This window comes from Bacillus sp. FSL R5-0709 (assembly GCF_038004785.1).
Lineage (GTDB): Bacteria > Bacillota > Bacilli > Bacillales > Bacillaceae_G > Bacillus_A > Bacillus_A mycoides.
Genome location: NZ_JBBORT010000001.1, coordinates 2,499,855 through 2,511,377, shown reverse-complemented (window position 1 = coordinate 2,511,377; position 11,523 = coordinate 2,499,855). Strand labels below are relative to the sequence as shown.

10 protein-coding genes and 1 pseudogene are annotated in these 11,523 nt (G+C 34.9%); 2 read left to right on the top strand and 9 right to left on the bottom strand.

Translation table 11 applies throughout. From position 1 onward, the window contains the following. Window positions 1-591 precede the first annotated feature (591 nt). From MKX37_RS12740 to MKX37_RS12725, 4 genes and pseudogenes are all read right to left on the bottom strand, one after another. Window positions 592-786, bottom strand: coding sequence for a hypothetical protein (locus MKX37_RS12740; protein ID WP_002099904.1), 195 nt, complete (start codon window positions 784-786; stop codon window positions 592-594). 493 nt (window positions 787-1,279) lie between these two features. Continuing rightward, window positions 1,280-3,160, bottom strand: a complete 1,881-nt coding sequence (locus MKX37_RS12735) for an ABC transporter ATP-binding protein (protein WP_078422419.1) — start codon at window positions 3,158-3,160, stop codon at window positions 1,280-1,282. Then, on the bottom strand, window positions 3,157-5,403 hold the full coding sequence (locus tag MKX37_RS12730) for an ABC transporter ATP-binding protein (protein WP_078422418.1): 2,247 nt from the start codon (window positions 5,401-5,403) through the stop codon (window positions 3,157-3,159). The genes MKX37_RS12735 and MKX37_RS12730 overlap by 4 nt, the downstream gene beginning before the upstream one ends. A gap of 162 nt (window positions 5,404-5,565) precedes the next feature. Next, a pseudogene (locus MKX37_RS12725) lies at window positions 5,566-5,670 on the bottom strand (IS6 family transposase); the annotation flags it as partial. A 535-nt stretch (window positions 5,671-6,205) separates the two neighbouring features. On the opposite strand from MKX37_RS12725, the gene pssA reads away from it, so the two are divergent. After that, window positions 6,206-6,697: a CDP-diacylglycerol--serine O-phosphatidyltransferase gene (gene pssA / locus MKX37_RS12720; protein ID WP_002085344.1), complete on the top strand. Its 492-nt coding sequence runs from the start codon at window positions 6,206-6,208 to the stop codon at window positions 6,695-6,697. Window positions 6,698-7,014: 317 nt separating this feature from the next. On the opposite strand, the gene MKX37_RS12715 is transcribed toward pssA, so the two are convergent. Then, the gene (locus MKX37_RS12715) at window positions 7,015-8,130 is read right to left on the bottom strand and encodes an NAD(P)/FAD-dependent oxidoreductase (RefSeq protein WP_078422417.1); all 1,116 of its coding nucleotides are present in this window, start codon (window positions 8,128-8,130) and stop codon (window positions 7,015-7,017) included. Window positions 8,131-8,256: 126 nt separating this feature from the next. Further along, window positions 8,257-8,910 (bottom strand): YdeI/OmpD-associated family protein, encoded by a 654-nt coding sequence (locus tag MKX37_RS12710; RefSeq protein ID WP_002085348.1) that lies wholly within the window; start codon window positions 8,908-8,910, stop codon window positions 8,257-8,259. A gap of 143 nt (window positions 8,911-9,053) precedes the next feature. Here MKX37_RS12710 and MKX37_RS12705 point away from each other — a divergent pair, with 143 nt between their 5' ends. Then, entirely contained in the window at window positions 9,054-9,236 is a 183-nt protein-coding gene (locus tag MKX37_RS12705) for a hypothetical protein (protein WP_078422416.1), read from the top strand. Window positions 9,237-9,255: 19 nt separating this feature from the next. On the opposite strand, the gene MKX37_RS12700 is transcribed toward MKX37_RS12705, so the two are convergent. The 3 genes from MKX37_RS12700 to MKX37_RS12690 all read right to left on the bottom strand — a co-directional run bounded on the left by MKX37_RS12700 (window position 9,256) and on the right by MKX37_RS12690 (window position 11,431). Beyond that, window positions 9,256-10,023, bottom strand: a complete 768-nt coding sequence (locus MKX37_RS12700) for an arylamine N-acetyltransferase family protein (RefSeq protein ID WP_050000469.1) — start codon at window positions 10,021-10,023, stop codon at window positions 9,256-9,258. Window positions 10,024-10,213: 190 nt separating this feature from the next. Further along, window positions 10,214-10,582, bottom strand: coding sequence for a DUF4180 domain-containing protein (locus MKX37_RS12695; RefSeq protein ID WP_078422415.1), 369 nt, complete (start codon window positions 10,580-10,582; stop codon window positions 10,214-10,216). Between the two features lie 171 nt (window positions 10,583-10,753). Further along, window positions 10,754-11,431, bottom strand: a complete 678-nt coding sequence (locus tag MKX37_RS12690; RefSeq protein WP_002168307.1) for an HAD family hydrolase — start codon at window positions 11,429-11,431, stop codon at window positions 10,754-10,756. Window positions 11,432-11,523: the final 92 nt, after the last annotated feature.

The following is an 11,523-nucleotide window of genomic DNA, read 5'->3' as shown; positions in this document are numbered from 1 at the left end:
GAAGAAATACTAAAACATTACAGAATTTACGATACGGGAAAGCCCACGCAGGACTTTAGTCCGTCTTTAGACGTGGGATGAAAGCATCGTTTGTACATAGCAAAACATGGTATACTTTATTCATAGTCATGCAAAAGACGTAAAAACATTTGAGAACCTACAATCTGTACGGTATGGTAACAGTACCGTAGCCCACGAACCTATATGGTCTGTTGTGGGAGTGGTGATGACACACCGCAATCTTGCACGTCAACGATACCAGAAATGGGGGCTTCGCCTTTGGCCTTTGGTAGCAAGAATCCCACTGACGTTAGTCAGCTGGCCCCTTTAGGGGTGGGAGTGTCAAACTGGACAAGATTCCTTACATCGGTGAAATCACCTCTGGTCAAAAGAATGTATTAATTAATACTCTAATGCTTTCTTTAACTCTTCTCGATCACTTTTAGCCCACTTTGTTTTACGGTGAAGATTTTTGTACAACCATATATTACAACTACATTCTTCGTATTTTATATATTATCAATAAAGAGTTCAGAAAACCCATAAATAAAAAAACGAGTGCTGTGAAGAAACGCACTCATTGAAAGAAATTTACCAATCTCGACGATTATCGCAATCACAGTCACGATCATGATTACGTCTACGACGACATTCATCACAATCACAGTCGCGGTCACGTCTACAACGACGGTTATCACAATCTCTATGTCTGCGTCTGCAAAACATTAAATCATCCCAAAATCTATCACAATCTCGGAAACGTCTGAAATTACCATTACATCCCATAAATATAATTACCTCCTCTTAACTTTAGGATTCATCATATTCTATGCTAAAAAACAAAAATAGCTTGTTTACTAGCCTGCTTTCTGCATTTTAAAGTAATAATATTATTATCTAATCTTTAAGTTTCAAATCTATTTCATCCCTTAACAACAAACAAGACGCTAAACCGATCACGGCAGCGCCTAAAACAGTAAATATAAATTTAATCAAAAATCATTTATCCTCGCATTTACTTATTCCTTTACTTCCATAGCTCATTCATGAAGTCAGCTGTATTACTAGGAACGCTATATTTCTCATTCTTTTGCTTAGCCTTTTTCTTCAGCCTTTTCTCTTCTTGAAAAGCTTGCAAATATCATGCTCCTCACTCTGTTTTGCAAATGTCTAGCTTACTTTTAAAAACTTTGTAACAGAACCTTAAAAATGATAAAAACCCACGAAGAAAATGCATTTTCTTCGTGGGTTTAGTTATTTAAATGGACTTTCACCTAACTCAAGAAGCATCCGCACCTTCAAACTGACTATTATAAAGCGAAGCATAGAAACCATCAGCTTTCAATAACTCTTCATGATTACCTTGTTCTACAATATCTCCGTCTTTCATGACAAGGATTAAATCTGCATCACGTATTGTTGATAATCTATGAGCGATAATGAAGCTTGTTCTACCTTCCATAAGGTTTTCCATCGCTTTTTGAATCAGTACTTCTGTACGAGTGTCTATGGAGCTTGTTGCTTCATCGAGTATTAATATTTTCGGATCCGCTATAAGGGCACGTGCAATTGTTAGTAGTTGTTTTTGTCCTTGAGATACGTTGCTTGCTTCTTCGTTTAGTTCCATTTGATATTTATTTGGTAATGTTTTTACGAAGTTGTGAACGTGAGCTGCTTTCGCTGCTTCAATTACTTCTTCGTCTGTAGCATCGAGTCTACCGTAACGTATATTTTCCATGATGGAGCCGTTAAATAGCCAAGTGTCTTGAAGTACCATACCAAACATGTTGCGCAGGTCTTCTCGCGTGAAGTCTTTTATATCGTGACCGTCGATACATATTGCACCGCTGTTTATGTCATAGAAACGCATTAACAGTTTTACAATCGTTGTTTTACCAGCTCCGGTTGGTCCGACGATTGCTACCTTTTGTCCAGGTTTAATGTTAGATGAGAAATTATTGATGATGATCTTATCTGGATTGTATCCAAATTGAACATCTTGGAAGGTAACTTCTCCTTGAACTTTTTGCAGCTTCACTGGATTTTCTGCTTCTGGCACTTCCTCTTCTTCTTCTAAAAATTCGAAGACTCTTTCTGCAGCAGCTGCAGTAGATTGAAGTACGTTCGCGATTTGTGCTACTTGAGCGATTGGTTGCGTAAAGCTTCTAACATATTGCACAAAGGCTAAAATGTCTCCAACTGCGATGGTTCTCTTTACCGCAAGCCACCCACCTAAAATAGATACAGCGACGTAACCGATATTACCGATAAATGTCATAATCGGCATCATCATTCCAGATAAAAATTGAGATTTCCATGCGGAATGGTAAAGGGTATCATTTACCTTTTCGAATTTTTTCACTTCTTCTTCTTCTTTGTTGAAGGCTTTTACAATATTGTGACCACTATAAATTTCTTCGACCTGACCGTTTACGTGTCCTAAATATTCTTGCTGGGATTTGAAGTATTTTTGTGATCGTTTTACGACTGCCATGATGAGAATCATCGATACTGGCAATATTAAAAGCGCCACTAATGTCATTTGCCAGCTGATTGATAACATCATGATAAGTACACCGATGATTGTAATAACGGATGTGATGATTTGCGACATACTTTGGTTTAAAGTTTGGCTCACCGTATCTACGTCATTTGTAATTCTCGATAATACTTCGCCGTGCGTTGTTTTATCAAAGTATTTCAGCGGCATACGGTTAATTTTTTCATCGATTTCTTTTCTGAAGTTATAAGATACTTTTTGAGCTACTCCAGAAATAATGTACCCCTGGATAATACCAAACACAGTGCTCAGTATATATAATCCAAGGAGTAAAATGACAATGTTTCCGATATAGGTAAAGTCAATGGCCGCACCGGGTTCTCCTGATACTTTGCTTACGAGTCCTTCGAAAAGTTTTGTTGTCGCGTTTCCTAAAATTTTTGGACCAACGATTGTAAAGGCTGCACTACCGATTGCGAAAAGGATAACGACTAAGATTGGTAATTTATAGGGCTTCAAGTATTGAAGGAGTTTATTCATCGTTCCTTTGAAGTTTTTTGCTTTCTCAATCTTTCTCATGCCGCCGCCCATAGGACCGCCACCGCCACCGCCAGGACCAGGGCCGCTTTGTTTTCTATTTTCTATTTTTCTATCACTCATGATGACAACTCCTCTCTTGAAAGTTGTGATAAAGCAATTTGCTTATAAACTTCACAGTTTTCCATAAGCTCTTCATGGGTACCAGTTCCAATTATTTTTCCTTCGTCAAGTACAATAATCTTATCGGCATTCATGATTGTACTGATTCTTTGGGCAATAAGTAAAATAGTACTTCCTGTAATCTCATTGTTTAAAGCTCTGCGCAATGCTGCGTCTGTCTTAAAGTCAAGAGCTGAGAAACTATCATCGAATATGAAGATTTCCGATTTTTTCGTAAGAGCACGCGCAATAGAAAGTCTTTGTTTTTGACCACCGGAAACGTTCGTACCACCTTGTGATATTTCTGTGCGGAAGCTTTCAGGTTTCGCGTTAATAAATTCCATAGCTTGCGCGATTTCCGCCGCTTTTTTGAGTTCTTCTTCAGTCGCTTCTTTTTTACCATATTTCAAATTACTCTCGATTGTACCTGAGAAGAGAACTCCTTTTTGCGGTACATAACCAATTTTCTCTCTTAATTCCTTCTGAGATACTTCTCTAATATCCGTGCCATCTATTAATATTTGGCCACTTGTGACATCGTAAAAGCGTGGAATTAAGTTGATTAATGTTGATTTACCACTACCTGTACTTCCGATGAAAGCTGTCGTTTCACCAGGTTTTGCAGTAAAGGTGATATTGGAAAGCACATCTTCTTCTGCACCTGGGTATCTAAAGCCAACATTTTTAAATTCAACGTAACCTTTCTTGTCTGAAGCAAATGTTTTCGGCTCTTTTACATCACTAATGGTAATGTCAGTATCTAAAACTTCTGCGATACGTTGTGCGGAAACTGAAGCACGTGGAACCATAATAGATACCATTGAAATCATTAAGAAGGCCATGATGATTTGCATTGTATATTGCATAAATGCCATCAAATCACCAACTTGCATATGTCCCATATCCACTTGGTGTGATCCAACCCAAATAATAAGTACAGTAACGGCATTCATGATAAACATCATCATTGGCATCATAAATGACATTAAACGGCTTACAAATAAATTTGTTTTTGTTAAATCTTGATTTCCTTTTTCAAATTTCTTTTCTTCATGTTTTTGAGTATTAAAAGCACGAATAACTAGCATACCGGTTAAAGATTCACGAGTGATTAAGTTAATTTTATCTACTAACTTTTGGATACGCTTAAACTTAGGAATCGCGATGCTAAATAAACCAATGACTAGGCTTAAAATCGCAATTACCGCAACTGCGATAATCCATCCCATTGAAAGGTCTGTAGTAAGTACTTTAATAATGCCGCCGATACCTAAAATTGGTGCATAGAATACAATGCGAAGCATCATAACCATAAGTGTTTGAACTTGTTGGATATCATTTGTACTTCTTGTGATTAGAGATGCAGTGGAAAACTTATCAAACTCCGCATTCGAGAAGTTTGTAACTTTCCTGAATACTTTCTTTCTAAGGTCTCTGCCGAGTCCTGCAGCTACTTTTGCAGCAAGTAAACTCACGATAACGGTAGCTGCCATACTTACTAAGGATAAAAGTAGCATTTTCCCGCCGGAAGTAAGGATGAAATTGGATTGAAGCTTATCTATATTGATACCGATCTTTTTATACTCATTCTCAATGAATGAAACGGCTGATTGCGTTACCATGCTGCCTGGCATATTCTTAAACTTTTCATCTGCCTTTTCTTTCATTGCATTGATTTGATCTTGAGGAAGTTTCGCAATGATTGCAAAAGGATCTGAATTTGGCGGAAGTTTCGCTGGTGTGTTGTTGTCACCTGTCGCAGCAGGAGAGAAAGCAGATGAGCCACCTTTTTCAATTCCTTGTGTAATTAACATTGGTTTCCCAAAGATATCGTTAAGTTCGTTAATTATTTTTTTATCTTCTGTATGTAACTTATAAAGTGGCTCTTTATCAAGCTGCGGATAATCTTTTAAGTCATTTTTTAGTTCACTTTGAGAGAGGTTGTTCTTATCTAAAAGCACATAGTTGTCAGCAACTTTTTTCTTCTCATTTTCATTCATAAAGAGCGTAAGTTTATCCATTTCACTTTTACGAATAACCTCAGGTACTGCATTTTCTACACCTTTTTGTTGAATCCCTACATTGACAATGTTAGACATGTAGTCTGGCAGTGATAAATCGCATACTGCCTGTACAGTTAAAAGACATACAACTGCAATGATGGAAGCAATAAATGGTTTTAAATGTTTGATGATCTTTAACATTTAGTTCATCTCTCCATTTTCTTTGTCTAATTTTTTTAGTTTTTACTCCGCTTCTCTCCTTTATTCTTCGTATTCTCAGTAATTCATTCTAGCAGCTCTTTACGTATTTTCGACTACAGATTAATTTTATGACTATATGAAGATATGATGCATCTTTTAGTGTGTAGATGTTGTTTTATAGGACTTAAATCCAAAAATATAACGCACATGTTTCTTAATAAAACGATGATCTTGTTCCACTATATAATTAATATATCTAACTAATCTTTTCTGGCGGAAAACCAGAATTTCGTAAACTACCTGAATTGATTGATGAATATCGGATTAATATGTTTCCTGTAGTCTTAGGCAGTGGACTACCTTTATTAAAGAAATTACGGACAAAATCAATCTTAAACTTATAAAAAACAATACATTTAAAACTGGAGCGGTTGGTCTTATCCACCAACCGGAGGAAAATGCTTGACTACTCGGCACTTCAACTATCGAGTGCTAATATTCAACAACGCGTACCGAAAATAATCAACCATATTTTATAAAAAGTGATTCTATAAAATATGTTTAGAGCCTATTTTGATAACTCTTTTTTTCAAAAACAGGCTTTTTATATTAAGTAAATCAGCAGTAATAGACTTACCTTTGATCAAACATGTTTATAAACCAACATAACGTACAGGAAATCGGCTTTTCTCTTGCCGAAATTTACTTAGCATACAGTGGTCATATATTTTCAAGAATAACGGAAGAATATATAGAAAATGCTACATAAACGTGAAGTTTGATCAACTTAGGGGGGACAACCTTGTTCAATCAAATAGTAAAAGCTGTACCCAATTTATTTACGATTGGAAATTTATTGTGCGGTGTTTTTTCAATTACCATGAATATGAGTGACTATTTGGAAGTAGCCTCCATTTTTATTTTCTTTTCAGCTGTTTTAGATCTCCTTGATGGAAGAATTGCGAGAAAATTAAAAGTGAACAGTGAGTTTGGTGTACAATTGGATTCCTTAGCTGATATTGTTAGTTTCGGAGTTGCTCCTGCACTTTTATTTCATTCGATAGCAACACCATCTATTTTAACTTCTTTGGCATTTATCCTTTTCCCAACGATGGGTGCTTTAAGATTAGCTAAATTTAGTGTAAAACCAACCATTGGATATTTTAAGGGATTACCTATTCCAGCTGCTGGATTACCATTGGCCGGTATGGGATTGTTTTCATATAGCAATGCATGGATTACATTAATCCTCGCTCTCTTAATGGTAAGTCCAATTAGGTTTAAAAAACTTTAATTAGGATCCCGCCTATCGCTTTAATTTCATTTGTGAAACGGTTCGCTAATATCCATCAAGTTGAGGATTTTGATGTTATTTCGCCTCTATATTGAACGAATCAATCTTTCTTCTCTAAGACCTCAAACGATAAAAATGCACTTCGTTGCTATAAAGGGAAAAAATTTTTCGTTTTGTGGGTTATCTATTTTCTTAGCTTGATAACGATGTGGTGGTACCCCTTGTTTAAAAGAACTCCTACCTCCCAAAATACTTAGTTACGCCCAAATAACATAACAAAAAGACTAGGAAATCACTCCTAATCTTTTTGTTTATTACTATTCCATTGCCCCAGCAACATTATAATCATTTAAATCTAATTCAATCGGTTGCCCTAACGCAAGTTTCGCAAGTTCTGATCCTAAGTATGGACCTGCTGTTAATCCTGAAGCACCTAATCCGTTTGCAATGAGTATGCCTTCAAAATTAGGGAGTGGGCCAATAACAGGTAAGAATCCTGGCGTAAATGGCCTGAAGCCAACTCTAGTTTCAAGCATTGTACCATCTTCTAAACCAGGCGCTACTGTTAACGCTTTATGGAATACTTCATGTAAACCACCAGCTGTTACACGGTGATCGAAACCAGTATCATTCTCATGCGTTGCACCAATTACGACATGGCCATTGTCAAATGTTAAAATATATTGATCGTTCGGCGGCATAACAACTGGCATATTTTCTGTTGCTGTATTTTCAATTTGCAAATGAACAATTTGTCCTTTTTGGAACGTAACTAAGAAATTAATTCCTAATGGATTCAAGATTTCGTTCGCCCATGCGCCTGCAGTTACCATTACCTTTTCCGCTACAATTGTTTCGTCATTTACTTTAACTCCCGTAATATGATTCCCTTCACGGACTAATACTGCATCACCTTTTATGAAAGTTGCACCATGTTTTTTCGCAGCGCTTATTAATGCGTTGCGTAATAATCTTCCATTTACTCGTGCAGCGCCACTAATATGAACAGAACTATATTCTTCCGATAATGCTGGGAATAATTTTTTCGTTTCTTCAGCTGATAAGCGAGTGATTTCACCAATCTCTGGTGCATCTTCACGGCGTTTATACGCTCGCTCTTCTATTTGATCTAGTTTTTTCTCATCAGTATGTAAACTAATTGCACCTACACGGTTGTAACCTGTATCCGTTTCACCGTCTTCTTCTAATTGTTGGATTAACGAAGAATAGTAACGTGCACCGCCCTTAACGATTTTATACCACGCTTTATTACGACGTTGCGACAGCCACGGACAGACAATACCTGCTGCTGCATCAGTTGCTTGACCTAAATCTTGACGATCTACAATAGTAACCTTCGCACCAGCCTTAGCAAGATGATAAGCAGTAGATGCTCCTAAAATTCCAGATCCAACTACAATATACGATTTCATTTCAAACACCTTTTCTCTTTTGCTAATTATTTAAATATAAGAACATACTTTAGTATACTGAAAGGAATCCTTTTTTCAATGTGCTCAACGTAATTAATTGTTGCATCATTGTGACGTTCCTAATCATTATTTTTTCTTCTTACGGAATAATTCAATTGTTTTATAGCCTTGTGAAAGGATTTCAATCATTTTCTCAAGACGTTTATCGCGTGTTTTTTCTTGTTTCACAGAAAATAAATTACGTGCCCAATCTTTTTGATAACCAGGAGTTAAACTTTGATAAAACTTAAGTTCAGCTGGATGATTAGCCAATAATGCTTCAACATCTTGAATACGGTCTGCATAATCAGCAACACATTGACTCGCTGCAGGTGTTTTCTTCGCTTTTTTCTTTTCACGTTTTAAACCTACAACTGTAAAGACATCATCCATACTTACCATTCGCGCAAATTTAATTTCGCTTTCCCCCACATATCCATCATCTCCAACGTTTAATGCCGGAAACATCTCATCACGGTGAATAAACGTACTGTAACGAGCATTACCTTTTTTCGGATATGCGAAAAACACGTAACCTTTTTCAATTAGTAATTCTTCATTACTAATAATAAAATTCGTTTGTTTCACCATTTCATCAAGTGTTTCAACAAAAATAAAAATAGCATCATGTTCTTTTGAAAATGAGGTTTCTTTACCTGTGAAAATGTCATAATCACTTGGTTCGTTAATTACGACCATATTTGTATACTTATTTAGTTTCAATTTATCAATAACTGACATTATAATCTTCCTTTGCATCCAATATTCATTTTATATACTTCTTTATACTGTTCTAGTGTATTATATCTATTAAGAAAATTAAACTTGAAATCGTATCATTCTGTTTCAATAGACCATAATTTTTTACTATAAGTAGTGGTTTTATGCCGTATGTAATCCGAGATGAAGGGCTAGTTTTGCAAGGAGATAATGGAAAAAAGCCAGTCTTTCATACATATGAAGAAGCTGAGGAAACGTTAAAAACGTTAACTATACCGCAGTTTCCGAAACATATTAGACGAAAACCATTTAAACCAAAAATAATAAAAATAGCCGATTCTGAATAAGAACCGGCTATTTTTATATTCACAACTCAATAGCAAATAAAGTATATAAAAGCTCTTTATATTGATTTTCTGTAATTTCACGCTTCGTTTTTTCTCCATAAATAATTTCAGTTAAACTAGTATTCGTTAATGAGACATGGCCAAAGTTCGTCAATTTTACTGCAATGGGTCCTTTATTGAAAATAGATTTCTCATCTTCTATCACTCTTCTTTGAACATCGTTTACTACTGTCTCATCAATAATATGTTTATAAAAAGCATGACAAACTTTCCATTCTCCATCAACATCTATTCTTTCTAGAACATAGTTTCCTTTACTCGTATCTTTTTGTCTTACTCGATACGAACCGTTTTTAGAAGAAACAAGTTCGCCAGTAAACGGTACTGGCACAAGAGGTACTAATGAAGCAATACCTACATCAATTAAGTACCTTACGTTTTCGTAATTTAAAATAATTGTTATATGCCCATCTTCAAGTGCCCAAGCGTTTATATCATTTTTATATACGGTACCTAGTGCGAGTTGTACATCATAACCACTATCTTTTAAAAAATAGTAAAAAAGAGTATTTAATTCATAACAAAGCCCACCTCGAGAACTAGTTAAAATTTTCTCTTGTAAGTTTTTCATAGAAATTGTATTCGCATTACTTGCTATTACATTTAAATTCTCAAACGGGATTGTGTGGGCAAATACAAAGAGTATTGTACTTAATTCTTCAAATTTTATTTCAGTACGTTTTTCAAGGTTTAATCTTGTGAAAAGTTGATCTTGTAACTTTGTCATATTCAGCACCCCTTAATAAGTTATAAATTAAAATAATATATGCTGATTGTAAATTTGAAGGGATATAGTAACAATGTACATTTGCAGTTACTGTACCGGTACAAAATTTAAATTTGAAAAACATATTTATATAAAAATACAAATAAGAGGCACCTTCACGGATGCCTCTTTCGAATTACATTTTATATCTTTATTTCAATGAGCTTAATTTTTCAATTGCTTGTTGCTCAGTTGCTAAGAAAAAAATATCCTTACCTTTATTACATTCATAAATGAAATCTTTTAGGCTTTTACTAGTGTACATAGAAAAATCCCCGATGATAGCAATTTTCACGCTGTAATTAATAAACTTTTGAAGAATATCACCCGCAAGACGTGTTTTTAAGTCAAAGAAACTTTCACTTATTAATGATTTATTGATAGCAATCCGCTTTGAATCCGCTTCATATTGAACTGTTGCCATGAGATCTAATGCAGATTGAACTTCGGATATTAATACTGTATCGTTTCTGACGACGGCAATATTTATTCCGCCAATTACTACTTTCTTTATTTCCATAGTCTCACCCCTCTATAATTTATAAAGTATATATTAAACATGCTGTGTAGATCTTCATTAACACACATAAATGATTTGCCCTTGGCTCGATAACCTCTATTTCATCGTAAATAAATATTGTTTTAAAACTTCTCATACGGTCAATGAAATTAAGGGTAATCTATCTTTTTACTATTTTTGGAAATTTATTTCTCCACAATAACTTAATAAATTATCAAAAGAAGTAATCTCGGCATATGGTTTAGTGTCGGTATTATTCTTAATCATATTAGGATTGAACCATATGCCCTTTATATTTGCATTTTGACAACCAGCAATATCCTTTTCTAAGTCATCTCCAACAAATAGTACATCTTCTGATTGTACATTTAGCTTATTTAATGCTAATTCAAATATGAGTTTGTCAGGTTTACTAAATCCCGCTTCTTCAGAAATAATGATTGTATCAAAATAACGATTCAAATTCGTGTTAATTATTTTTTCTTTTTGCCTCTGAGTTGAGCCATTTGTTATAATTCCAACTTTAATATGTGACTTTATAGTATTTATGATATTAATAGTTTTTTGGTTTATAGAAAAACATTTCGGGAAATTATTATTCCAAAAGTCTTGAATGCAATTGCGTGGTAATCTATATTTCGGTGGGAATTCATCAAAAAACGATTCCAAAACCTTTACTTTATCACTATGACCATAGCTTTTTTTATCATATCCCTTGAATTTCTGTAACATTTCGTTTTTTACTGCATGTTGTTCAACATCCCCATAAAACTCCTCTAAAATAATGGAAAACAGTTTATCTACTGCCTTATCCCTATCAAGTAACGTATCATCTAAATCAAATAGCATAGCTTTATAACTCCTCAAATAATTTCACAACCTTTCTCGCAATATATAAATAATCCCTAGTTCGTACCTTTAAACTTTTGGTTTACCAAGAG

What these genes read in the sequence shown, in the direction of transcription:
- MKX37_RS12740 (WP_002099904.1), bottom strand. Translation starts at nt 786, where the DNA reads ATGGGATGTAATGGTAATTTCAGACGTTTCCGAGATTGTGATAGATTT.
- MKX37_RS12735 (WP_078422419.1), bottom strand. Translation starts at nt 3,160, where the DNA reads ATGAGTGATAGAAAAATAGAAAATAGAAAACAAAGCGGCCCTGGTCCT.
- MKX37_RS12730 (WP_078422418.1), bottom strand. Translation starts at nt 5,403, where the DNA reads ATGTTAAAGATCATCAAACATTTAAAACCATTTATTGCTTCCATCATT.
- MKX37_RS12715 (WP_078422417.1), bottom strand. Translation starts at nt 8,130, where the DNA reads ATGAAATCGTATATTGTAGTTGGATCTGGAATTTTAGGAGCATCTACT.
- MKX37_RS12710 (WP_002085348.1), bottom strand. Translation starts at nt 8,910, where the DNA reads ATGTCAGTTATTGATAAATTGAAACTAAATAAGTATACAAATATGGTC.
- MKX37_RS12705 (WP_078422416.1), top strand. Translation starts at nt 9,054, where the DNA reads ATGCCGTATGTAATCCGAGATGAAGGGCTAGTTTTGCAAGGAGATAAT.
- MKX37_RS12700 (WP_050000469.1), bottom strand. Translation starts at nt 10,023, where the DNA reads ATGACAAAGTTACAAGATCAACTTTTCACAAGATTAAACCTTGAAAAA.
- MKX37_RS12695 (WP_078422415.1), bottom strand. Translation starts at nt 10,582, where the DNA reads ATGGAAATAAAGAAAGTAGTAATTGGCGGAATAAATATTGCCGTCGTC.
- MKX37_RS12690 (WP_002168307.1), bottom strand. Translation starts at nt 11,431, where the DNA reads ATGCTATTTGATTTAGATGATACGTTACTTGATAGGGATAAGGCAGTA.